A 22,455-nucleotide genomic window follows, 5' to 3' on the forward strand; every position below is an offset into this window, starting at 1 on the left:
GCCCGCTTGCGATCGCCGCCCGCCGCCGCGGCCCAGGCGAGCCCGTCGAAGGCCGATGCCGTCCACACGCAGCGATCGAACAGCCGCAACTGCTCCACCGCACGGCGCAACTCCTCGATCGCCTTGTCCTCCTGGCCGTTTCGCCAATGGTTGGTGCCGACCGCCCACGAGGCGAGCCCGCCGAGCAGATGGGAACCGTGCTCGGCGGTCTTGGCCAGGAACCGCTCGGCCAGCGAGTCCGCGCGGTCGTCGGCCAGCACCATCGCGCAGACATAGGCGAACGCGAGGCTCTCCATCTCCGTGCCGTGATGTCCGCACGCCTCCGCCCTGGCTGCGGTGGCCTCGGCGAGGTCGAGCGCGCGGACCGGATCGGCCTCGGCGAAGGCGAGGACGGCCGCGAGCAGCGCCGCCTCGACCAGCGCCTCCTCGGCGGCCAATGCCGTTGCTATCGTGACTGATTCGCTCAGGTAGCGGTGTGCGGACGCGGTGTCCGAGAGCATGGCGGCGATGACCGACATGGCGGCGAGCGCCCGCGCCCGGTCGGTGGAGTACGCGAGATCCTTGCTGAGCGCATCGGTCAGCCAGCGGTACCCCTCCAGCAGGAACCGGTAGTGCTCCCAGAACGGCCGCAGCTCGCTGGCGATCTGCAGACCCCGGTGCGCACCGGCCGGATCCGCCAGCGCGAACTGCAGTGCCGCACGCATATTCGCGTGCTCGCGGGTGACATCGCGGAACCAGGTGACATCGGCGTCACCCCAGTACTCGGTGCGGCCGCGCTGGGCGACCCGGTAGTAGTGGTCGCGGTGCCGGAGCCGCACCGCGTATTCGTCACCGTGCGCGGCGAGTCGGGCCAGCGCGAATTGCTGCAGCGGTTCCAGCATCGTGTAGCGGCCGGGGCCCGTGGACGAGAAGTCCGCTACCGCAGAGAAATTCACCACCGACTTGTCCACCAAGCCGGTGAGCGTGTCGATCAGCGCGCCGGGCGGATCGAGGACACAGACCGCCTCGGCCGCGGCCAGGTCGCAGCCGCCCGCGAAGACGGCAAGCTGTTCCCACAGACGCTGTTCGTCCGGGGTGCACAGGTCGTAGCTCCAGCCGATGGCGGCTTCCAAGGTCTGCTGACGCTCCGGCGCGGTGCGCAGGCCGGTGGTGAGCAGGCGCATGGTGTCGTCGAGGCGCTCGAGCACCTGCTGCGGAGTGAAGGCGCGCAGCCGGAGCGCGGCAAGTTCCAGCGCGAGCGGAATACCGTCCAGCCGAAGGCAAATCGCGGCCAGGGTGCCGAGAGTGGCGTCGGTGACCTGGAATTCGGGGTTCGCCGCGGTCGCGCGATCGATGAGCAGCCGCAAGGCCGGATTGTCCACGGCGGCTTGTTCCTCGGGGTCGGGCACCGGCAGCGGCGCGACCGGCAGCACCTGCTCCCCCACCACACCGAGCGGTTCCCGGCTGGTCGCCAGCACCCGGACATCCGGGGTGCTGGCGATCAGCCGGTCGACGAGGACGGCGCAGGCGTCGACGAGGTGCTCGCAGTTGTCGATGACGAGCAGCAGGTGCTTACCGCCGAGGTAGTCGGTGAGGCCGACCAGCGGCGCACGGGTGTCGTCGGGCAGGCCGAGCGCCTGCGCGACGCTGGCCGCCACCAGTTCCCCGTCGTTGACGTGCGCGATCTCGACCAGCCACACGCCGTCCGGGAAAGCCCGGCGGACCGCATCGCCGACCCGGCGCGCCAGCCGGGTCTTGCCGACGCCGCCCGGCCCGGTCAACGTCAGCAATCGCGTGCTGGACAGGTGTTTTCTCGCGGCAGTGACTTCGCCTGCCCGCCCGACGAAGCTGGTCACTTCGGCGGGAAGATTACCTGTCACGGACCGCGCCACGAGGCCTAACTTAATTGCCCCGCCATCAGTTAGTACACCCTTCAGCGATTGCGGCATCCCGTTTTGTCCGATTCACTGTGCTGGTCCGACGTGGTCGCTCCCCCGGCTCGGTACACGGAATCGAAGAGCTCGCGCAGTTCCGCCGGGGTGATCTCGCGGCCGGTGGCGTCGGTGTGCGCCTGCACGTGCTTGGCGAAGTCGACCTGGAGGTGCCTCGGCAGGTCGATGCCGAACTCCGTCTTCAGCAGATAGGCGATGCCGCCCTTGCCGGATTGCGAGTTGACGCGGATGACCGCGTCGTAGGTGCGGCCGAGGTCCGCCGGATCGATGGGCAGGTAAGGCACCTGCCAATCCAGCTCGCGCTCGGGGATTCCAGCCTGCGCGGCCCGTGCGCGATGTGCGGCCATCCCCTTGTTGATGGCGTCCTGGTGGGTGCCGGAGAACGCGGTGTGCACGAGATCGCCGACATAGGGATGCCTGCCATGCACCGGCAGGCGGGTGCAGTACTCGACGGTGCGGCGGATCTCGTCGACATCGGAGAAGTCGATCATCGGATCAACGCCCTGCGCATGCAGATTCAACGCCAAGGTGGCGATATCGACGTTGCCGGTGCGTTCGCCGTTGCCGAACACACAGCCCTCGACGCGTTGCGCACCGGCAAGCACAGCGAGTTCGGCGCAGGCGATGCCGGTGCCGCGGTCGTTGTGCGGGTGCACGGACAGGATGACGCTGTCCCGGCGGGCCAGGTTGCGGTGCATGTATTCGATCTGGTCCGCGTAGACGTTCGGCGTCGCGACCTCCACCGTCGCAGGCAGATTCAGGATCACCGGCCGGTCCGGGCAGGCGTCCCACAGGGTGGTCATCCGGTCACAGAGGTCGAGCACATAGTCGGGTTCGGTCAGGTTGAACACCTCGGGCGAGAACTCGAACCGCACGTTCGGCAGGTCGGCGGCGAACTCCAGCACCGCGCGGCCGCCGTCGAGGATCAACGTGCGCATGGCCGCTTTGCCCTTGCCGAGCACCGTGTTTCGCCAGGTGGGTGCGGTCGCGGCGTACATGTGGACGACCACATTGCGCAGGCCGCGCACCGATTCGACCGTGCGCTCGATGAGATCCCTTCTGGCAGGGGTGAATACGACGATGGTGACATCGTCGGGCGCGAGGTCGGCTGCCGCGATCATGCGGACGAAGTCGAAGTCGGCCCGCGAGGCGGACGGGTAGCCGACCTCGATCTCCTTGTAGCCCATCGCGACAAGCAGTGCGAAGAAGCGCCGCTTGCGTTCGGGGTCCATCGGTTCGGCGAGTGCCTGGTTGCCGTCGCGCAGATCGACAGGAACCCACAGCGGGGCGGCGGTGAGGCGTGCGTCGGGCCAAGCACGCTGCGTCAGTGGCACATCCACTCGGTCGTAGACGGCGCGGTAGCGATGGGACGGCATCTGCGAGTGTCGCTGCCGGTTCCAGTTCGGCGCGTCGTCGGGGATCGCGCCTGCGGGGGTATCGATGGTCGGGAAAGACATGGGTCTGCTTTCTGGCCTTCAGCCATGACAAGAGAGAAGTGACCGGCCACGACAGAGCCCCACGGCGGGAGGCCGGTCGTTCAGGCCCCGCCGTGGCGGCTAAGCAGAAGGGAGTGTGACAGCAGCATGATGGTTAGAATATACACAACTCCTCAGACAAGTAGAGAGGTTGCGATGGTATCGCAAGTACGGCGCCACCCGCTTGCCGCGCAAGCCGCAGAGCTGCTGTTGGCCCGGATCAAGGACGGCGAATGGCCACTAGGACACCGACTTCCGGGTGAAACGACGTTGGCGGCACAGCTCGGAGTCGGCCGCTCGACGCTGCGCGAAGCGATCCGCGAGCTGGCAGGCAAGGGCGTGCTCGACAGCCGTCAGGGGGCAGGCGTGTTCGTCACCGCGCTCGACCCGAAGGACGACTGGAATGTAGTGCTGCGCCGCGCCACCATCGCCTCCGTAATCGAGGCACGCATCGCCATCGAGGCCGAGGCGGCCGCCCTGGCCGCGCAGCGTCGCACCCCCGCCGACCTGCGGGCCCTGCGCCGCGCACTGGTCGCGCGCGAGGCACACGGCGAACCGGTGGCCGAGCATGTGGACGCGGACATGGCCTTTCATCGCGCGGTCCTGCTCGCCGCGCACAACGAGGTGCTCACGCAACTCTTCGACAGTTTCCTGCCGCGGCTGCGTCTGGCGATGATCGACATGTTGCTGCTGCGCCCGGTGCCGTCGGAGTCCGCCGACCATGCCGCGCACGCCCAGCTCGTCGAGGCGATCGCGGCCAGGGACAGCACGGCCGCAGCGGAATTGAGCCGCAATCACCTCACTGCATTGAAGGAGGCATTCACGTGACCGGTGCTCCGGTGCTCGAGTTGACGGACGTGACGTTCCGCCGCGAGGGCAAGAAGATCATCAACGGCATTTCACTCACCGTGCAGGCCGGCGAGCACTGGGCGTTGCTCGGGCCGAACGGCGCGGGCAAGAGCACGCTGCTCGGCTTCTGCGGGGCCGTCACCTTTCCGACCTCGGGCACGGTCCGCGTGCTCGGTGAACAGCTCGGCCGCGTCGAACTGCAACGCCTGCGCCATTCGATCGGACACGTGAATCCGCGCCACCCGCTGCGCTATCCGCTGACGATCCGCGAGGTCGTGCTGACCGGCCTCACCGCGACCATCGACACCCCGATGCGCTGGACGCCGACCGCGGATCAGCTGGCCCGTGCCGACGCGATGATCAGCACGGTCGGCCTGGACGGCAAGGCAGGCAACACCTGGCCGACGCTGTCCCATGGCGAGCGCGGCCGCACCCTCATTGCCCGCGCCCTCATCGCCGAGCCGCGACTGCTGCTGTTCGACGAACCCTCCACCGGTTTGGATCTCGCTGCCCGCGAACAACTCCTGGAAACCATCGACACGCTCGGCGACACCCACCCCGAGGTCGCGTCCGTCCTGGTTACCCATCACCTGGAGGAACTGCCGAGCACCACAACCCACGCGCTGCTCATCGCCGACGGCCACACCGTCGCCGCAGGCCCGGCCCGCGAGACGCTGACCACCGACAACGTCACCGCGGCCTTCGCGCACCCTGTCGAGGTCCGCTACGACGGCCGCTGGACCGCACGCGCCGCACACACGAACCCCGCATGGCCGAGCTGAATCCCGCCGCGAGCTACCGGGATTCGCGGGATTCGGCGAGAGCGAAGCCGTCAATAAATCCTCGGTAGCCGACCGCCGATGCGCGGTAGCACGATGGTGTCGTCGTCACGGGTGGAACGCACTTCGGCCAGCTTGTCCAGGAACGCTTCCGCGGAGCCGAACCGGGCGGCGACCTGCGCCAGCAGCTCTTCGGCGGGCTTCATGAAATCCATACGATTCAGCATGACCGGTCATACGTCCAACTCAATGGGCGTTAGCGCGACGTTTGCCGAATTGTCGTGCCCGCGCAAGCGTCGAAGGACTTCCGCCATCGCAGCGACGCTTCCGCGACACCCAGCTACCTACCCCGCGGGGTGTCAGGCTGCGGCCTCGATCTTGCGGAGTAGCCGCCGGACCACGACCCGGTGGCCGCGCGAGCCGATCACCAACGCGCGGTAGATCTTTCCGTGCAGGCCGGGGAACTCGCCCCAGGACTTGGCTCGGATGCGGGTCCGGCCTGCTCCTTCGTCGTCGAGCTCGAATACCAGGGCGTATCGCGAAAACCAGTGCTGCCCCCGCATTGCCAGGCGGGCGGGCTCTTCGGCGGATTCGAGGACGAATCCGCCGGGCACGGTCGACGGGTCGGTCGGGTCCTTGCACATGACCTTCAGCAACGCCTGCCAGACCCTTTCTCGATTCGCATCGATTGATCTGGCATGCTCGTCGATATAGGGTAAACGCTCCATATAGAAGGAACGTACTAGTTTATGGCTCCTCCCCGCAAGCACGACACCGACGTGATCCTCGACGCAGCCCGCGCCCTCGTCCTCGCCGACGGGCCGCGTGCCGCGAGCGTCGCGGCGATCGCCGAGGCCAGTGGCGCCCCGGTCGGCACGCTGTATCACCGTTTCGGCAACCGCAACGGCGTGCTCACCGAGGCGTGGTTGCGTGCGTTGCGGCGTTTCCAAGACGGTGTGATCACGGCCGCCGAGGACCCCGACCCGGTCGAGGCGGGCGTGGCGATGGTGCGCGCGGCCCTCGTGTTCGGGCGCGAGCTGCCCCAAGACGCGCGACTGCTGCTGAATCTGCGGCCGCGCGACCTGCTCGACGGCGGACCCGACGACGACTTCCGCGCTCGCCTCGCCGGGATGAACGCGCCGCTCTTCGAGCACCTGCGCCGCATCGCCACCGGCGTGTTCGGTCATGCGGGCGACCGCGAAATCGATGCTGTCAGCCGGGCCGTCGTCGATCTCCCCTATGCCGCCCTGCGCAGGCATGCGCACGCACCGACTCTCCCCGCCTGGCTCGACGACGATCTCCCCGCGGCGGCCAGGCAACTGCTGACCTCGTATCTGTCCTGAACGCTCAGGCGGTCACGAGAGTGGTGGTCAGCTCGCGGAGATCGCTGATCACATGGGTGGCCAGGCTCAGCGCGTCCGGGGCAGGCGGGTATTCGGGACGAGGCGCGGCGATCACCCGCATCCCCGCGGCGTGCGCGGACCGGATGCCGTTGCTCGAATCCTCCACCGCCGCACAGTCACTGGGCCGCTGCCGCAGGAAAGCCGCGACCGCGACGTACACATCGGGGGCAGGCTTGCCACGATCCACCTCCTCGGTCGAGAAGGTGACGTTGAAGAACTCGATCAGGCCGGTGCGGCCGAGCACCACATCGATCAACGCCCGCGGCGACGAGCTGGCCACGCCGAGCGGCCACTGCTCGCTCATCCGCTGCACGGCGTCGATCGCGCCGGGCAGCAGCGGCACCGCGCGGTCGTAGTGCGCGGCCATCCGCTCGATCACCTCACGCGCCACCGTCTCCGGCGTCTCCTCGACGCCGACATCGGTGCTCAGGTATTCCGACCACTCCCTGGTGCTCATGCCCATCAACCGCTGCTGCGTATCGGGCAACCATGTCCCGCCGCGCTCGGCGACATAGTCGCGTCGCACCCGCTCCCACACCGGCTCGGAGTCGATCAGCACGCCGTCCATGTCGAAGACAACCGCCGCAATATCCATGTACCCATTAGCCTTTCGCCAGCCAGACCTGTCAGTGCCGTCAGCGTGGACGTCGGATCCGGCGCCGAACCCGCCTCCACGGGGTACCCGATCGCCGGTCGCGACCAAGCGTAGGCCAACCGGGCCGATTCGAGTCCGACCCGCCGACACGGCGCCGTCGCGGCATACCGCGCCCGAGCATTCGGCGGGCAACCTATAACGTGTTCTTTTATGAACGAACAACGGGCCGGTGACTCACTCCCCAGTGCGGAGCACCACGAGGGCGCTTTCCGGCCGATGAGCGAGCTGATCCAAGCCCGCGACGAGCAAGGCATCGACATCACCCGCGGCGGGCCGCACTACGGCGAGTACATCGAACAGGTGCGCGGGCTGATGGACCGCGTGCGACTGTCCGCACCGTCGGACGAGCTCGCCGTCGAGGCGATCGGCCTGTTGAAGCAGCTCAACGACAAGCTCGATGCCGCGCTCGTCACCGAATGGTCGACGCCGAACTGGACCAGGCACGACCTGCCCGCGCGCGGCAACATCACGCTGCCGCCGTTCATCATCGATCACGCGGGCCGCGACGGCGTCGACGCCCGCGTCACCTTCCGCACCTACCACCTCGGCGGCAACAACGCCGCACACGGCGGCCAGGTCGCGATCGCCTTCGACGACCTGCTCGGCATGGCCGCGGCCGTGTACGCGGGCGCGGTCACCCGCACCGCGTCGCTCACCGTCGACTACCGCTCGATCACCCCGTTGCGCACCGAACTTCAGGTACACGCCTGGGCCGAACGCCAAGAGGGCCGCAAGGTCTACGTCCGCGCCACCCTCAAAGACGGCGACCGCCTCTGCGCCGAAGCCAGCGGGCTGTTCATCGTCCTCAAACCCGGTCAGCCCTAAGGCCGCAACGCCCGCTCCAGGAGCGACCGACTCCGGCCCGAACCTGATAACGGCCCTCGTAATTGCGCGCTGTGCATTCATTCACACACTGCCGCAGTGCATCCCACGCGACTCGAGGCCGCCGTGGCATACAGAAATCCACCCGCTTCCGCGAATCCGCCTCTCCTCGAGTTGGTCGACTGACCACTGGGATCTGGTGGCGGCATCGCCCGAGAAGCCCCCGCCACCAGTTCCCACTTTGTGCGAAACCACCCCTGGGATCCCACATCCCGGGATCACCGGTACCCCTGAGACCGGCAAACGCAGCCAGCGCCACCCCGACCGCGAAATCTGCACCCCCTTCTATGCGTCCCACACAGGTTCCACACGGTTCACCGTCCCCAGAGCTCTGTGAACCGTATGGAAGGTCCGTGGAGCCTTGGCTGCGAACCCAAAGGGGTGCGGATTGGGTTGCGGGACGTGTGGGGCGACCGTTTGGACTCCGCGCAACGGGGAACCGCGTAGCCACACACTGTCGGACCATGGAGGTATCGCACATGTCTGTCGCGCCGAGTCGTCGCACCGAACCCGCGCTGATCGACAGTCTGCACGGGGCTTTGCTGGCATGCCTGCTGTTGACGGTGATCGGCGCGATCGGGCTCATTCTGTCGCTCACCACCGGGATCTCGCAGTAGGCCAACGCCCGTAGCGCTGACAGCGGTCGATCGCGAGTCAGGAGATGACCGCGTCGACCAGCCGTCGTTATTGCGCGCTGTGCATTCATTCATGCACTGCCACAGTGCATCTCGCGCCGTTCGAGAAGGTGAACGAGCACAGCGCCAACTTCGTCAACGACCAGGGAAGTGCGCCTCTCGGTACGCACCGAAGCGCGCGTCGACTTGGTCGGCGGTGAGGCCGAAGTCGGCGAGGGTGTAGCGGTGGGCGGGACGGGCTGCGCCGGAGGTGGTTTCGGCGTGCATGGCACCCATTGCCGCGGTGGCGTCCGCCGTCAGCGGGAGATCGAAGTGCCGGTAGATGGAGCCGACGGTGGCGATGGGGTCGGCGACAAAGGCGTCGTAGTCGATGTCGTAGAACTGAGCGGGGTTGTGGCGCTTGCGGTCTGCGAGGAAGCGTTCGGCGCCGCGGGCCCAGAGGTCGAGTTGAGCGGTGCCGACCACCGGACCTCGGAACTTGTCCGACCACCCGGCCGAGGCCTGTTCGTTGAGACTGCACACCGAGGCGATGATCGTGCGCGGATCGCGGTGCATTTGGATGATCAGCGCATCGGGATAGACCTCGAAAATGGCATCGAGTGCGAAAAGATGGCTCGGATTCTTCAGCACCCAGCGGCGATTCGCGTCGGGCATGCCGATCAGCTGGAGGTTGCGCCGGTGCCTGCGGTAGGCGGGTGCCCAGTCCTGATCGCGCAGCCACGTCGAATAGCCGGGCAGATACGCCAGGCACTCGTACGAGACCGACATGGCCGATTGGCGAAGCAGCTGCCAGCACTCCTCCACCTGGTCGGCCGAGATGTGGTGCACGCCCATGAATTCGGGATGCTCCACATGGTGCTTCGCGAAGGCTGCCTCGATCCGCTGGTAGACCGGGTTGCTCGCCCAGGTGTCGCGCGGCGGTCGCGGCTGCGGCATCTCGGTCAACCACATCTCGAGGCCTTGATGCGCGGGGTCGGCGTTGAGCAGCCGATGCACCGCCGTGGTTCCCGAACGCGGCAGGCCCGTCACGAAGATCGGGCGTTCGATCGCCACCTCCGCATGCTCGGGAAAGCGTTGCCACGCTGCCTCGCTGAGCAACCGCGCGATCAGTGCGCCGCGCAGGAACGCGCGGTGCACCTTGTTGCCGAACGGGGTCAGTTCGGCATCCTTGGCCAACGACTCGAGCAGTACCTCGAGCCCGGCGCGGTAGTCGTCGGCACCGAAATCGTCGAGCCCGACGACCTTGGTCGCCGAGGCGTGCAGATCGTCGATGGTCCCGACGTCGTCCCTACCGATCACTTCATCTCCTCGAATGTTCAGATGCACCGCCGGATCCGGTCAGTGGTGGTATTCGCCGCCGTTGACGTCCAGGCAGGCCCCGGTGATCGCGCGCGCCATCGGCGAGGCGAAGAACACGACGGCGTCGGCGATCTCGTCGGGTTCGGGCAGCTTGCGCAGATCGATGGTCTTCGCGGTCTCGGCATAGACCTCTTCGGCGGTGATGCCACGCTCTTTGGCGAGGTAGTTGAAGTACCACTTCAGGTTGTCGGCCCAGATATAGCCGGGGGCAATGGAATTCACCCGGACGCCGCGCGGACCGAGCTCGGTGGCCAGGCTCTGCGCCAGCGCGAGCAGACTCGCCTTGGCCATCTTGTACGGCCCGAAGGTGCGCCGCGAATGCCGAAGTACCGCCGAGTTGATCATCACGACCGAGCCTTTGGCTTCGACAAGCGCAGGCACGAACAGCCGGGTCAGCCGCAGCGCCGCAAGCACATTGGTCTCGAAGCCGGCCCGCACCTGATCCAGGTCGACGTCGGCGAGGTCGCTGATCGGCGGGATCGCGAACGCGTTGTTCACCAGCGTGTCCACCCGGCCGAACGCGCTCTGCGCGGCTTCGACCAGGTTGACGGCCGCCGCCTCGTCGTTGATATCGGTCGGCACCACCACCGCGCGCCGCCCGAGCTCGGTGATCTCCTTGGCCACCTCGGTGAGCCGGGATTCGGTCCGCGACGCGAGCACCACGTCGGCGCCCGCCTTCGCGCTCTGTACCGCGATGGCCCTGCCGAGTCCGGGGCCGACCCCGGAGACCACAACTACCTTGTCCTGCAACAACATCAGCCGAGCATCCTTTCCGCGACGGCAGCCTGCCGTACCGCGATGCGTGCGCGCCATTGCTCCGGTGTGACGCGCGCCTGGTCGTGGAACGGCAGCCGCTGTGCGAGTTCGGCGACCGGCACCACCTCCACCGTGGGCCCGTCCTCGGGCTTCATGTCGCGGGCGAGCCGCTGCCAGCGGAACTGCAGGTACCCGCGGTCGTGCCCGGTGCGTTCGATCCAGTTGGCCAGACCGGGATCGCGCTCGCTGACCACCAACCGGATCATCCCGTCGGGGTCGACGTGCGCCTGGTCGGCGGTGAGGCTGGTCTGGTGGTTGATGTAGTCCAGCGACAGGTACCACATGCTGCCGAGCTGGAAACCCTGATACGGCGAGTCGGATTTCGGCACCGTGATGATCATCGCCTGGTCGTCGTCGAGCTCGTAGTGGCCCGCCGAGGAGAACTGGGTGGTGAGACCGCCTGGTGTGGACCGTGGTTCGGTCATCGTGTTCACCGGCAGGTTCAGGTAGAACCACTCCGGGAACGCCAGAAACGTCTGCAGCCGGGAGATCAGCATCTTGCCCGCGATGCCGTAGCGCTTGGTCAGCAGATCCTTGGTCAGCGGCGGCGGCGCGGCGCCGACCGTGTCGATCCGCGAGATCCGCACGGTCCCAGGCTTTTCGGTGGCCCAGTCGCTGTAGACCTCGCGGATCACCAGCATGGCGGAATCGGCGGCGAGGTGCACATAGCCGGGTCGCGCCGGGCCTGGGCCGAGGCGCAGTTCGTAGGACCCGTCCGGCCCGACCTCGATCGACCGGTCGTCGAACGCAGTGAGACTGTCCGGCACATCCACCGGCGAATAGTTCCCGTTCAGCACCTGGAAGCTCAGATCCCGTGTGGTGCCGCGCTTCCCGGTCACCAGATACTCGGCGTCCGGCCGTAAGTACGAGTGGAAGTAGAGGGTGTCCGGGTTGTCCAGCCCCATCTTCGTGTACGGCCCGGTGGACTGGACGAAGAACGGGAAGTCGCGCTCGTAGGCCCACGCCATCTGCAAGGCGGCGCGAATGCTGCCCGCCAAATAGTCGTAGCCCTCGACGAGGTCCTGCTCGGTCCGGACGTGCGCGGCTCCGGTGATGATCTGCTCGGCGGCGGCGATGGCGTCCGCGAACGGCTGTGTCAGCAAAGGGTTCTCCGTCGGCGTTCCAAATATGTACCACTCTGGTACATTCACTCTGAGGCAAGATTAGAACGTGTTCTAGGAGTGGTCAATGGTCAGCCGTCGATCCGCACCCACCGTGCGGGTGGTGCAGGTACTGGACTACTTCGTCGAGCAACGCGGCAAACGCGTCGGCCTCTCTGAGCTCGCCCGCGCACTCGACCTGGCGAAACCCACCTGTCTCGGCATCCTCACCGAGCTCACGGCAGGCGGCTACCTGGTGCGCGGCGCCGACACCACCACCTACGGTCTCGGCCCGGCGCTCATCGAGGCAGGCCGGGTCGCTCAGGACAGCTTCGCGATTTCCGCGCTCGCGCGGGTCGAGCTGGAAAAACTCACCTCCCGATACCGCACGACATGCACCGCGTCTGCCGTGATCGGCGACCAGATCATGGTGCTGGAGAGCACCGGACCGGGAATGATAAAGGTAGGCGCGGCGTATCACTTCGCACCACCGGTCGGCCTGATGTACGTGCTCTGGGATACCGACGCGGCATTCGACGCATGGCTGGCCAGGCCCGCAGCCGTCCCCCTGCAACAGAACGAGGCGCGGTTGCGGCAGGTCGTCGCCGAATGCCGTGAGCGCGGATACCTGATCGAGAGCCTCACCGCCGCAGGCCGAAAGTTGTACTCGCTACTGGCTGGCTTCGCCGCCGACGATCTCCCCGATGACCTGCGCGAACTGGTCGGCGAACTGGTGACCAGCCTCGGCGAGCGGGTCTACCTCGGCACGGATCTGCAACCACGCAAGGAACACCCCGTCAGCCTCCTTGCCGCGCCGACGTACGGCGGCGACGGACGTCAGAACATGGTATTGACCATGTATGTCGGGGCCTCCATCACCGGTGCCGAAATCGACAGGCGTGGAACGGCTCTCGTCACAGCCGCCGAAGCGGTCACCGCAGCGACGGGCGGCAGGAGGCCGCCAGAACCGCTGCGACCGGGATCGGCAGACCCTCGCACGCAAACCTTGACAGACAGGCCGCCCCTGCCCGGGAGGGCTCCCACTGAGCCCGAAGAACCAACCGCAACGGAATAAGACAAACACAGAGAGGCGTACTAACCGTGACCAGCCCAATTCCGTTAGGCCGCACCTACGAGCTGCCCCATCTTGACGCGCTCGAGGCCGAGTCGGCACATATTTTCCGTGAAGTAGCGGCAACATTCGAACGCCCGGTGTTGCTGTTCTCCGGCGGCAAGGACTCGGTGGTGATGCTGCACCTGGCGGCCAAGGCCTTCTGGCCCGCGCCGCTGCCGTTCCCGGTGCTGCATATCGACACCGGGCACAACTTCGACGAGGTGATCGCCTACCGCGACGCGACCGTCGCGCGCCTCGGCCTGCGCCTGGTGGTCGGGCGGGTGCAGGACGATATCGACGCGGGCCGGGTGGTCGAGGAGACCGGACCGCGCTCGTCGCGCAACCGGCTGCAGACCACCACGCTGCTGCGGTCGATCCAGGAGGGCGCTTTCGACGCGGTCTTCGGCGGCGCCCGCCGCGACGAGGAGAAGGCGCGGGCCAAGGAACGCGTCTTCAGCTTCCGCGACGAGTACGGCCAGTGGGATCCGCGCAACCAGCGACCCGAGCTGTGGAACCTCTACAACGGCAGACACCGTGCGGGCGAACATATTCGGGTGTTCCCGCTGTCGAACTGGACCGAGCTCGACATCTGGACCTACATCGCCGCCGAAGGCATCGACCTGCCGCCGCTCTACTACGCGCACCGCCGCCCCGTCGTGCAACGCGACGGAATGCTGTTGGCGCACACCCGTTTTCTAGAACTCCTCGACGGCGAGCACCCCTACGAGGCAACGGTCCGGTTCCGCACCGTCGGCGATGCCACCTGCACCGGCTGCGTGGAATCCGATGCCGCCACCCCGGCCGAAGTGGTCACCGAGGTAGCCGCGGCCCGCGTCACCGAGCGTGGCGCCACCCGCGCCGACGACCGAATCTCCGAGGCGGGAATGGAAGATCGCAAACGAGAGGGGTACTTCTGATGACGACCACCCTGCTGCGGCTCGCGACCGCGGGCAGCGTCGACGACGGCAAATCCACCCTCATCGGCAGGCTGCTCTTCGATTCCAAGACGATCTTCACCGACCAGCTCGCCGCCGTCGAGCGAACCAGCCGCGATCGCGGCGACGACTATCCGAACCTGGCCCTGCTCACCGACGGCCTGCGCGCCGAACGCGAACAGGGCATCACCATCGACGTCGCGCACCGCTATTTCGCCACGCCGAGACGCAAATTCATCATCGCGGACACGCCGGGCCACATCCAGTACACCCGCAACATGGTGACCGGTGCGTCCACCGCCGATCTCGCGCTGATCCTGGTCGACGCGCGCAAGGGCGTGGTGGAGCAGACCAGAAGGCACGCGTTTCTCGCCAGCCTGCTCGGCATTCCACACCTGGTGCTGTGCGTCAACAAGATGGACCTGGTCGACTGGTCGCAGGCGCGATTCGAGGAGATTCGCACCGAATTCGCGCAGTTCGCCTCGAAACTCGACGTCTTCGACCTGACCTTCGTGCCGATGTCGGCGCTGCACGGCGAGAACATCGTGCATCGCGGCGCGAGCATGCCGTGGTACGAGGGCACTCCCCTGCTGCACCACCTCGAAGAGGTGCACATCGCCTCGGACCGCAACCTGATCGATGCGCGCTTCCCGGTCCAGTATGTAACCCGCAGGCATGCACAGGATTTCCGCGGCTATGCGGGCACCGTCGCGGGCGGTGTGTTCAAGCCCGGTGACGAAGTCGCCGTGCTGCCTTCGGGATTCACCACCACCATCGAGGCCATCTGGGGCCCCGGCGGCAGCGTGGTCGCGGAAGCCTTTCCGCCGCAGGCGGTGACCATCCAGCTCGCCGACGATCTCGACGTCGCGCGCGGCGACATGATCTGCCGCCCGAACAACCGGTCGAGCGTCGGCCGCGATCTCGACGCGATGGTCTGCTGGTTCGCCGACGAATCCCAGCTCACCCCCGGCGCCACCTACACCATCCGGCACACCACCCGCACCGCGACTGTCGAGGTGCGCAGCCTCGACTACCGGCTCGACGTCAACACCCTGCACCGCGACGAGCACGCGGACGCGCTGGCGCTCAACGAAATCGGCCGCGTCCAGCTGCGCACCAGGCAGCCGCTGCTGTTCGACCCGTATCGCCGCAACCGGTTCACCGGCAGCTTCATCCTGGTCGACGACACCACCAACAACACCGTCGGCGCAGGCATGATCACCGGCCCGAGCCTGCCGTCTTCGCGGGTGGTCTGGCACTCCACCGCGGTCGGCAGGGACGAGCGGGCCACGCGAGGTCTCACGGTGTGGTTGACCGGGCTGTCCGGTTCCGGGAAGTCCACCGTCGCGGTGGAACTCGAACGCCGACTGGTCGCCGCGGGCCGTCCGGCCTTCCTGCTCGACGGCGACAACCTGCGCCACGGCCTCAACGCCGATCTCGGCTTCAGCGCCGCCGACCGGGTCGAAAATGTCCGCAGGGTCGGCGAAGTCGCCCGCCTGTTCGCCGAAGCCGGTGTGGTGGCGGTGGTTTCGCTGATCAGCCCGTATCGCGCCGACCGCGACCTGGTGCGGGCCAAACACGAGGAAGCGGGCATCCCGTTCGTGGAGGTGTTCGTCGACACGCCTCTGGAGATCTGCGAAGCCCGCGACCCGAAAGGCATGTACGCCAAGGCCAGAGCGGGCGAGATCCGCGGTTTCACCGGCATCGACGACCCGTACGAAACACCGGAGGCGCCTGACCTGGTGTTGCGGCCCGACAGCGGCGATCCGGCGGCGATGGCCGCGGAGATCTTGACGCGGCTCGCGGGGCTCGACTGAGCGGCTGGTCCGCTGAGCGAACCACTGCAATTTTGTTCACCGCATTGTGCGGTCGGAACCGAACGATCTGGTCATATGATCCCCCCACATCGACACGTGGAGATCGAAGCATGACCACAGCAACCGACATCCGGTCACCGGGGTACGCCCGCGTCATCGCCCCGCCGGATTGGAGCCGCTGGCTCGTTCCGCCCGCGGCGCTGTCCATCCATCTCGCCATCGGCCAGGCCTACGCGTGGAGCGTGTTCAAGCCGCCGCTGGAAAAGGCGATGGACATCTCCGGCACCGGAAGCGCGTTGCCCTTCCAGCTGGCCATCGTGATGCTCGGCCTCTCCGCGGCGTTCGGCGGCACCCTCGTCGAACGCCGCGGCCCGCGCTGGGCAATGACGGTGTCGCTGGTGTGCTTCTCGTCCGGCCTGCTGATCTCCGCGCTCGGCGCGGCGATGGGCGCCTACTGGCTCATCGTGTTCGGGTACGGCTTCGTCGGCGGCATCGGGCTCGGCATCGGCTACATCTCGCCGGTGTCCACCCTGATCCGCTGGTTCCCCGACCGGCCAGGCATGGCAACAGGTTTCGCGATCATGGGCTTCGGCGGCGGTGCGCTCATCGCGTCACCGTGGACGACCCAGCTGCTGACGTGGTTCGGCCGCGATCAGTCCGGCGTTGCCCAGACATTCCTCGTCATGGGCGTCGTCTACGCGGCCTTCATGACAGTCGGTGTACTGCTGGTGCGGGTGCCACCGCCCGGCTGGCGCCCGGCCGGGTGGGAGCCGTCGACGAAGGTCGCCAAGCTGATCAGCACCAACGATGTCAGCGCGCGCGACGCGATCCGCACGCCGCAGTTCTGGTTGCTCTGGATCGTGTTGTGCTTCAACGTGACCGCAGGCATCGGCATCCTGGAGAAGGCGGCGCCGATGGTGATGGACTTCTTCAAGAACACCGCGACCCCGGTGACCGCCTCGGCCGCAGCGGGTTTCGTCGCGGTGCTGTCCGCGGCGAACATGGCGGGACGGATCGCGTGGTCTTCGCTGTCCGATGTCATCGGCCGCAAGAACATGTACCGGATCTACCTCGGCGTCGGAGCGCTGGCGTACGTCCTCGTCTGGTCTGTCGGCCAGACGAGCAAGCCGCTGTTCATCCTCGGCGCGATGGTGATCCTGTCCTTCTACGGCGGCGGATTCGCCACGGTCCCCGCCTATCTCAAGGATCTGTTCGGCACCTTCCAGGTCGGCGCGATCCACGGCAGGCTGCTCACCGCGTGGTCGGTGGCAGGCGTCGCCGGGCCGTTGATCGTCAACGCCATCGCGGACGCGGGCAAGCGGCGCGGGGAAACCGGACCCGAGCTCTACGACACCTCGTTCGCCATCATGATCACCCTGCTGTGCGTCGGCTTCCTCGCCAATGAACTCATTCGCCCGGTCGCGGCGAAGTACCACCGGCAGGCCGAGGCGCCCGCCGTCCTCGTGAAAGGCGAACCGGCATGACCACACCGGACCCGACCGACACCGCTGCGCCCCGGCGCCTCCCGCTGCTGATCTTCGCCTGGCTGTGGGTCACCGCCCCGTTCCTCTACGGCGTCGATCGCTTGATCGTCAACCTGCTCAAGCTTTTCCAGTAACGCCTGCGGGGCAGGCAGTGAATCACTGCCTGCCCCTTCGGTTATCGGCTCAGATCAGCGTGTCGAAGAACGCGCGGACGTCGCCGACGAGCAGCTCAGGCACCTCGAGCGCCGGAAAGTGCCCGCCGGCGTAGAACTCCGACCAGTGCGTGATGTGGTGCACCTGCTCGGCGAACCGACGAATCGCATAGTCGCCGTCCTTGAACACCGCGACACCGGTCGGTACCGCGCCCTTCGCCTTGGGCGCGAACATGCTCGTGTCGTGGAACCGCTCGTAGTAGAAGTTCGCCACGCTGCGCGCGGTATCGGTGAGCCAGTAGATACTGACGTTTGCCAGGATCCGGTCCTTCGCGATGGCCTGCTCGGGCAGTTCGTGCGCCTGATCGACCCACTCCTTGTACTTCTCCACGATCCAACCGAGCTGCCCGGCCGGCGAGTCGGCCACCAACTGCGCCAACGTATTCGGCCGCGAGCCCTTCAGCTTCATGTACGCCGAGCCGTCGTCCTGGAAGCTCTGCATCCGGCCGAGCCGCTCCCGCTCGGCATCGGTCAGCGCGGCCATATCGGCCGGGTCGCCGGTCGGGAAGGTGACCAGCGCGTTGACGTGCACGCCGAGCACATGATCCTGATCCACCTGCCCGAGCACCGGCGCGAGGAACGCGCCGTGGTCGCCGCCCTGCACGCCGTAGCGGTCGTAGCCGAGCCGTGCCATCAGCTCGGCCAGCGCGGCGGCGACGCGGCCGTCGTCCCAGCCCGTCTCGGTGAGCGGACCGGAGAATCCGTGTCCCGGCAACGAAGGAATGACCAGGTGGAAGGCGGGCGCGTCCGGTGCACCGTGCGCCTTCGGGTCGGTGAGCGGGCCGATGACGTCGAGGAAGTCGACCACCGAACTCGGCCAGCCGTGCAGCAGGAGCAGCGGGGTCGCGTCGGTTTCAGCAGAACGGATGTGCAGGAAATGCACCTGCTGGCCGTCGACGGTGGTCAGGAAGTGCGGGTGGGCATTCAGTTCCGCTTCGACCGTGCGCCAGTCGAACTTCTCCGCCCAGTACCCCGCAAGCTCCTTCAGGTACGCGGTGGGCACGCCGCGCTCCCAGCCCGTGCCAGGCAGGTCATCGATCCAGCGGGTGCGGGCCAGCCGATCGTGCAGGTCGTCGAGGTCGGCCTGCGGGATCTCGATGCGGAAGGGGCGGATGTCGTTGTTCGTCATGCCAGTAATACTTCGGGTAACGACAGGGTCGGCGAATCACGAGAATTCGTTATCTTCGACGGCTTTACCTCTTTACGGGGTAGTGCCGCCGACTTGGCACAGACCGCGCGGTACGTGCATGATCGCGGAGTGGTGAGCTTTCCCGTCTGTGGTGCCTTTGTCGGACGGGCTGCCGAAATGTCGGCGTTGCAGGACGCCGCTCGAGATCCGGCGGTGCATACCGTGCTCGTGGCCGGTGAAGCCGGTCTCGGCAAGTCACGCTTGGTCGCCGAGTTCACGACCAGGTTCGATGCGGACGCGGTGGTGGTGACCGGTCGCTGTCCGGAATTCGGCAACGACGGGATGCCGTTCGCGCCGTTCGTGTCGGTGATGCGTGCGCTGGTGCGCCAGCTCGGGGTGGAACGGCTGACCGAGGTGCTGCCGGTGGCCCGTCCCGCACTGTCGCGATGGCTGCCCGAGCTGGCGGCGCAGGCGGGCTCGGCGGAACCGGAGACCGATCGGATCCGGTTGTTCGGCGAGATCCTCACTGTCCTGGAACAACTCGCGGCGCGGCAAACTGTGGTGGTCGTGCTCGAAGATCTGCACTGGGCCGATGATTCGAGCCGGGAATTGCTCGCGTTCCTCGTCGCCAACGCCGCGCCACGCGATCTGCTGCTGATCGGCACCTATCGCCCCGCCGAATCCCCGGCCCTGCGCCGGACCGTCGCCGCGATGCGCCGCGATCCCGGTGTGCGCCTTGTCGTTCCGCAACCGTTGACCCGCCACGAGGTGGGCAGGCAGCTCGCCGCACTGTTCGGCAGGGAACCGGAGCCGGGGACCGTGTCGCGCATCTTCGTGCGCAGTAAGGGAATTCCGCTGTTCGTCGAGGCGCTCAGCGGCTCGCCCGAGGACACGCCCGACGATCTGTCCGAGCTGCTGCTCGGCTTCCAGGCCGCGGTGTCTCCGGAAACCCGAGCGCTGCTCCAGCTCGCGGCCGTCGCGGGAGCAACGGTGCGGCATGCGCTGCTCGCCGCCGCCACCGAACTCGACGAGACCACGGTGCACGGCGCGCTGCGGGAGTTGATCGATCACCAGGTGCTCACCGCACAGGACACCGGATACGAATTCCGGCACATCTTGATTCGCGACGCCGTCTACGACCAGATGTTGCCGGTGCAGCGGAAACTGTTGCACGCCAAGCTCGCCCATGCGCTGACCGAGGCCAGCGAATCGCCTACCGACAACTGGGCGGGCGAGCTGGCGTATCACGCGTATGCCGCGGGTGATTCACCACTCGCGCTGAGCGCCGCATGGCAGGCGGCCGCCGCAGCGACCGGCGCGTACGGTGAGCAGCTGCGCCACCTCGATCGAGTGCTCGAACTCTGGGATGCGGTGCCGGACGCGCAGGCACGGATCGGTGCCGAACGGCTCGCGGTGCTCGAGCAGATCGTCGAAGCCTGCTATCAGGCGGGGTTCGTCGATCGAGGTATCGCGGCCGCCGACGAGGCGTTGCGGCTGATCGACACCGACTGCATGCCACAGCGCGCGGCCCGGCTGCTGTACCAGCGAGCCGTGCTGAACAACCACAGCAGCGGTGGATCCGATCGTGATTTGTTGAGCGCCTTGACTTTACTGACGGACCGACCACCGACCGTCCTGCGCGGCGAGGTGCTCGCCGAGCTCGCCGCGGTCCACGTCTTCGGCGGCGAGACCGCGCGCGCCGAACGCGATGCGCTGGCCGCCGTCGAGGTGGCCGAGGAGCTCGGCGCCGCGGTCTTGGCCGCCCGCGCCTACGCCTATCTCGGGCTTGCCACCGCCGAGCGATCCGAGACCGCCGTCGCCTATTTCGCGAAGGCGCATGCCGCGGCGGCGGACCCACGGTCGCTGGTCACCGTGGTGCTGTGGGAGTCGGTGGCCCTGGTCGCAGCCGGTGATCACACGGCGGCTATCGCGGCGATCCAACAAGGCCTGCGGGCAGCGCACGAGACGTTCCGGTTCGCCGAGGCAGCGCCGATCCTGCTGGTGAAATGGTCTCAGGCGCTGATCGCGCTCGGCAGGTGGCGCGAGGCACTCGAGCTCATCGATGATTCGCTGACCGAGCAGCTGCCGCCGTTGAGTGAGGCCGCACTGCTGCTCTCCCATGCCAGAATTACACTGGCACAGGGCGATTCGACCGCCGCGAGCACCAGCGCCGACCGCGCCGCCGCTCTGCTCAGCGACGGACCGTGGGCACGGCAGTATCAGATCCTGCTGCGTACCGTGCAGTGCGCGATCGCGCTCGACCTCGAGCAGCCGCAGCGCGCGGCCGAGCTCGCCGCCGAGGCGCTGTCGATCGACGACCTGCCCGCCCACCATCACGAGGTGTGGCCGCTGCTCACCATCGTGGCCAGGATCGCCGACCTGCCAACGGATCTCGACAGCGTCGCGAATTCGCTGCGGGTTACCACCGCGGGCGACACCGCCCATCGCGCGGTCTTCCTCGCGACTCGCCACGGCGGACCCGGTGCGTGGCAGGACGCCGTCGCCGCGTGGCGCGGTCTGCGCCAACCCTACGAACTGGGCCGCAGCCTCCTCGGCGCCGCCGAAGCCGAACTGGCCGCGAGCAATAGGACCGCCGCGCAGCCGCTACTGCGCGAAGTCGCCGACATCGCGGCCGATCTCGGGGCCACTCCCCTGGCCACCACGGTCCGCACGATCGCCGACCGTGCCGGGCTCACCCTCGTCGATCGCGCCGCGGCACCCGCCACCGAACGCCAGAGCACCTTCGGCCTCACGCCACGGGAACGCGACGTATTGCGTCTTGTCGCACAGGGATTGAGCAACCGGCAGATCGCCGCGGAGCTCTTCATCAGCGGCAACACCGCGGGCGTGCACGTCTCCCGCATCCTCACCAAGCTCGGCGTCGCCACCAGGACCGAGGCGGCCGCCGCGGCGCACACGCACCGACTGCTGGATACCGACGATCAGTAGCGGCTACCTCGTGCGGGTTTTGAAGAACTCCCACAGCACGTCGGTCGCGTCTATCCCGGCCTTCGGATCGGACATGCTGCCCTGGCGCGGCCCCGGCCAGGAGTGTCCCATGTCGGGGATGCGGTAAACGCTGACAGCGCTACCGTCCGAGCACGTGGATGCTGTTGCGGTAATGCCCTTTTCGAGCGTCGTCGGTGCTCCGGCCTGCGAGCAGCCGATTCGCTCCTGCCAGGCTTTGAGCCCGTCCTCGAACAGGGCGATATTGCGGTCCTTGCCGCCGAGGACGGTGATCATCGATACCGGTGTGGCCGGGCGATAGGACAGATCTGTCACTTTGGGACCGTTGAAGCCCGCGCTCACCGGTGCGATCGCGGCAAGGGTGGCAGGCAGTTCCATGGCGAGTTTGATGGACATGTCGCCGCCGTTCGATATGCCGGTGGCGTAGACCCTTTTCGGGTCGGCCTTCCACTCGGTGGTCATGCGGGCGATCACGGTCTTGATGAAGCCGACGTCGTCTTCGTTGCCGCAGCAGTACAGCGCGTTGTAGCTGCGGTCGTAGCCTTCGGGATAGACGACCAGGAAGTTTTCCTTGTCCGCCTTGGTATTCCAGCCCGTGGTCTCGGCAATCAGCGCCGCGTCACCGGGCCAGGGATGCATCGCGACCACCAAAGGCAGCGCGCCGCTGCCGTTGTAGCCGGGCGGCGCGTGCACGACATAGGTGCGCTGCCTGCCACCGAAGTCCAGCGTGACCTGCTGGTCCCCCGGACCGGGCTGGTCGACGGCCACGCGCTTAGGCGGCGCGGTGGTAGTCTGTTGCGGCGGAGCCGAACTCGGTGCTGCCTGCGGTGGATCCGAGCTCCCACACGCGGCGGCACCGAGGGTGAACACGATAACGGCGACGGCAGCGACGCCACGAAGCCTCATCGAGAAA

The 22,455-nt window shown here is 67.4% G+C and carries 21 protein-coding genes; 11 read left to right on the top strand and 10 right to left on the bottom strand.

Translation table 11 applies throughout. The features are described 5' to 3' along the window. Both NA11_RS39790 and NA11_RS39795 read right to left on the bottom strand, forming a co-directional pair. Positions 1-1,859: ATP-binding protein (locus NA11_RS39790; protein ID WP_245746535.1), on the bottom strand; the 1,859-nt coding region annotated here is incomplete at its 3' end. Between the two features lie 53 nt (positions 1,860-1,912). Next, the gene (locus NA11_RS39795; protein ID WP_084655489.1) at positions 1,913-3,388 is read right to left on the bottom strand and encodes a 2-isopropylmalate synthase; all 1,476 of its coding nucleotides are present in this window, start codon (positions 3,386-3,388) and stop codon (positions 1,913-1,915) included. A gap of 174 nt (positions 3,389-3,562) precedes the next feature. Between NA11_RS39795 and NA11_RS39800 the strand changes: the two genes are divergently transcribed. Beyond that, positions 3,563-4,234, top strand: a complete 672-nt coding sequence (locus NA11_RS39800) for a FadR/GntR family transcriptional regulator (protein ID WP_069167281.1) — start codon at positions 3,563-3,565, stop codon at positions 4,232-4,234. After that, positions 4,231-5,037, top strand: a complete 807-nt coding sequence (locus tag NA11_RS39805) for an ABC transporter ATP-binding protein (protein ID WP_069167282.1) — start codon at positions 4,231-4,233, stop codon at positions 5,035-5,037. Before NA11_RS39800 ends, NA11_RS39805 begins: the two co-directional genes overlap by 4 nt. A gap of 50 nt (positions 5,038-5,087) precedes the next feature. Here the strand turns inward: NA11_RS39805 and NA11_RS46060 are convergent, their stop codons facing one another. Both NA11_RS46060 and NA11_RS39810 read right to left on the bottom strand, forming a co-directional pair. Continuing rightward, positions 5,088-5,249, bottom strand: coding sequence for a hypothetical protein (locus NA11_RS46060; protein WP_167837839.1), 162 nt, complete (start codon positions 5,247-5,249; stop codon positions 5,088-5,090). Positions 5,250-5,393: 144 nt separating this feature from the next. Beyond that, complete coding sequence (locus tag NA11_RS39810; RefSeq protein WP_069167283.1) at positions 5,394-5,762, bottom strand: hypothetical protein; 369 nt, start codon at positions 5,760-5,762, stop codon at positions 5,394-5,396. Positions 5,763-5,783: 21 nt separating this feature from the next. Here NA11_RS39810 and NA11_RS39815 point away from each other — a divergent pair, with 21 nt between their 5' ends. Continuing rightward, entirely contained in the window at positions 5,784-6,377 is a 594-nt protein-coding gene (locus NA11_RS39815; RefSeq protein WP_069167284.1) for a TetR/AcrR family transcriptional regulator, read from the top strand. A 4-nt stretch (positions 6,378-6,381) separates the two neighbouring features. On the opposite strand, the gene NA11_RS39820 is transcribed toward NA11_RS39815, so the two are convergent. Beyond that, the gene (locus NA11_RS39820) at positions 6,382-7,032 is read right to left on the bottom strand and encodes an HAD family hydrolase (RefSeq protein ID WP_069167285.1); all 651 of its coding nucleotides are present in this window, start codon (positions 7,030-7,032) and stop codon (positions 6,382-6,384) included. Between the two features lie 210 nt (positions 7,033-7,242). On the opposite strand from NA11_RS39820, the gene NA11_RS39825 reads away from it, so the two are divergent. Next, the gene (locus NA11_RS39825) at positions 7,243-7,917 is read left to right on the top strand and encodes a PaaI family thioesterase (RefSeq protein WP_069167286.1); all 675 of its coding nucleotides are present in this window, start codon (positions 7,243-7,245) and stop codon (positions 7,915-7,917) included. Positions 7,918-8,453: 536 nt separating this feature from the next. Further along, positions 8,454-8,591: a hypothetical protein gene (locus tag NA11_RS46065; protein WP_167837840.1), complete on the top strand. Its 138-nt coding sequence runs from the start codon at positions 8,454-8,456 to the stop codon at positions 8,589-8,591. A 153-nt stretch (positions 8,592-8,744) separates the two neighbouring features. On the opposite strand, the gene NA11_RS39830 is transcribed toward NA11_RS46065, so the two are convergent. Genes NA11_RS39830 through NA11_RS39840 form a run of 3 tightly spaced genes read right to left on the bottom strand, consistent with a single transcriptional unit; the run spans position 8,745 to position 11,887 of the window. Further along, on the bottom strand, positions 8,745-9,908 hold the full coding sequence (locus NA11_RS39830) for a sulfotransferase family protein (protein ID WP_069167287.1): 1,164 nt from the start codon (positions 9,906-9,908) through the stop codon (positions 8,745-8,747). Between the two features lie 39 nt (positions 9,909-9,947). Next, a complete protein-coding gene (locus tag NA11_RS39835) occupies positions 9,948-10,724 on the bottom strand; it encodes an SDR family oxidoreductase (RefSeq protein ID WP_069167288.1) in 777 nt (258 codons plus the stop codon). Continuing rightward, entirely contained in the window at positions 10,724-11,887 is a 1,164-nt protein-coding gene (locus tag NA11_RS39840) for a hypothetical protein (protein WP_069167289.1), read from the bottom strand. Before NA11_RS39840 ends, NA11_RS39835 begins: the two co-directional genes overlap by 1 nt. An 85-nt stretch (positions 11,888-11,972) precedes the next feature. Between NA11_RS39840 and NA11_RS39845 the strand changes: the two genes are divergently transcribed. The 5 genes from NA11_RS39845 (at position 11,973) to NA11_RS46070 (ending at position 17,368) form a co-directional block, all read left to right on the top strand. Then, entirely contained in the window at positions 11,973-12,959 is a 987-nt protein-coding gene (locus tag NA11_RS39845) for a helix-turn-helix domain-containing protein (RefSeq protein ID WP_084655490.1), read from the top strand. Between the two features lie 26 nt (positions 12,960-12,985). After that, on the top strand, positions 12,986-13,915 hold the full coding sequence (cysD, locus tag NA11_RS39850; RefSeq protein ID WP_069167290.1) for a sulfate adenylyltransferase subunit CysD: 930 nt from the start codon (positions 12,986-12,988) through the stop codon (positions 13,913-13,915). Next, positions 13,915-15,750, top strand: a complete 1,836-nt coding sequence (gene cysC, locus NA11_RS39855) for an adenylyl-sulfate kinase (RefSeq protein WP_069167291.1) — start codon at positions 13,915-13,917, stop codon at positions 15,748-15,750. The genes cysD and cysC overlap by 1 nt, the downstream gene beginning before the upstream one ends. 110 nt (positions 15,751-15,860) lie before the next feature. Further along, positions 15,861-17,234, top strand: coding sequence for an L-lactate MFS transporter (locus NA11_RS39860; protein ID WP_069167292.1), 1,374 nt, complete (start codon positions 15,861-15,863; stop codon positions 17,232-17,234). Further along, positions 17,231-17,368, top strand: a complete 138-nt coding sequence (locus tag NA11_RS46070) for an MFS transporter small subunit (protein WP_167837841.1) — start codon at positions 17,231-17,233, stop codon at positions 17,366-17,368. Before NA11_RS39860 ends, NA11_RS46070 begins: the two co-directional genes overlap by 4 nt. 49 nt (positions 17,369-17,417) lie before the next feature. Here the strand turns inward: NA11_RS46070 and NA11_RS39865 are convergent, their stop codons facing one another. Next, positions 17,418-18,575, bottom strand: a complete 1,158-nt coding sequence (locus NA11_RS39865; protein WP_069167293.1) for an epoxide hydrolase family protein — start codon at positions 18,573-18,575, stop codon at positions 17,418-17,420. Positions 18,576-18,704: 129 nt separating this feature from the next. Here NA11_RS39865 and NA11_RS39870 point away from each other — a divergent pair, with 129 nt between their 5' ends. Next, positions 18,705-21,524 carry an ATP-binding protein gene (locus NA11_RS39870; RefSeq protein WP_141718124.1) on the top strand — a complete coding sequence of 940 codons (2,820 nt, stop codon included), beginning with the start codon at positions 18,705-18,707 and terminating at the stop codon, positions 21,522-21,524. A 3-nt stretch (positions 21,525-21,527) separates the two neighbouring features. On the opposite strand, the gene NA11_RS39875 is transcribed toward NA11_RS39870, so the two are convergent. Continuing rightward, positions 21,528-22,448 (bottom strand): CE1 family esterase, encoded by a 921-nt coding sequence (locus tag NA11_RS39875; RefSeq protein WP_084655491.1) that lies wholly within the window; start codon positions 22,446-22,448, stop codon positions 21,528-21,530. Positions 22,449-22,455 lie beyond the last annotated feature (7 nt).

Source organism: Nocardia altamirensis NBRC 108246, from assembly GCF_001612685.1.
GTDB classification, from domain to species: Bacteria; Actinomycetota; Actinomycetes; order Mycobacteriales; family Mycobacteriaceae; genus Nocardia; species Nocardia altamirensis.

Bases quoted from the DNA above. Each gene is read 5' to 3' on its own strand.
- NA11_RS39845 (WP_084655490.1), top strand. From the start codon at position 11,973: ATGGTCAGCCGTCGATCCGCACCCACCGTGCGGGTGGTGCAGGTACTG.
- NA11_RS46070 (WP_167837841.1), top strand. From the start codon at position 17,231: ATGACCACACCGGACCCGACCGACACCGCTGCGCCCCGGCGCCTCCCG.
- NA11_RS39815 (WP_069167284.1), top strand. From the start codon at position 5,784: ATGGCTCCTCCCCGCAAGCACGACACCGACGTGATCCTCGACGCAGCC.
- NA11_RS39825 (WP_069167286.1), top strand. From the start codon at position 7,243: ATGAACGAACAACGGGCCGGTGACTCACTCCCCAGTGCGGAGCACCAC.
- cysC (WP_069167291.1), top strand. From the start codon at position 13,915: ATGACGACCACCCTGCTGCGGCTCGCGACCGCGGGCAGCGTCGACGAC.
- NA11_RS46060 (WP_167837839.1), bottom strand. From the start codon at position 5,249: ATGGATTTCATGAAGCCCGCCGAAGAGCTGCTGGCGCAGGTCGCCGCC.
- NA11_RS39810 (WP_069167283.1), bottom strand. From the start codon at position 5,762: ATGGAGCGTTTACCCTATATCGACGAGCATGCCAGATCAATCGATGCG.
- NA11_RS39875 (WP_084655491.1), bottom strand. From the start codon at position 22,448: ATGAGGCTTCGTGGCGTCGCTGCCGTCGCCGTTATCGTGTTCACCCTC.
- NA11_RS46065 (WP_167837840.1), top strand. From the start codon at position 8,454: ATGTCTGTCGCGCCGAGTCGTCGCACCGAACCCGCGCTGATCGACAGT.
- NA11_RS39860 (WP_069167292.1), top strand. From the start codon at position 15,861: ATGACCACAGCAACCGACATCCGGTCACCGGGGTACGCCCGCGTCATC.
- NA11_RS39865 (WP_069167293.1), bottom strand. From the start codon at position 18,575: ATGACGAACAACGACATCCGCCCCTTCCGCATCGAGATCCCGCAGGCC.
- NA11_RS39820 (WP_069167285.1), bottom strand. From the start codon at position 7,032: ATGGATATTGCGGCGGTTGTCTTCGACATGGACGGCGTGCTGATCGAC.
- NA11_RS39800 (WP_069167281.1), top strand. From the start codon at position 3,563: ATGGTATCGCAAGTACGGCGCCACCCGCTTGCCGCGCAAGCCGCAGAG.
- NA11_RS39795 (WP_084655489.1), bottom strand. From the start codon at position 3,388: ATGTCTTTCCCGACCATCGATACCCCCGCAGGCGCGATCCCCGACGAC.
- NA11_RS39835 (WP_069167288.1), bottom strand. From the start codon at position 10,724: ATGTTGTTGCAGGACAAGGTAGTTGTGGTCTCCGGGGTCGGCCCCGGA.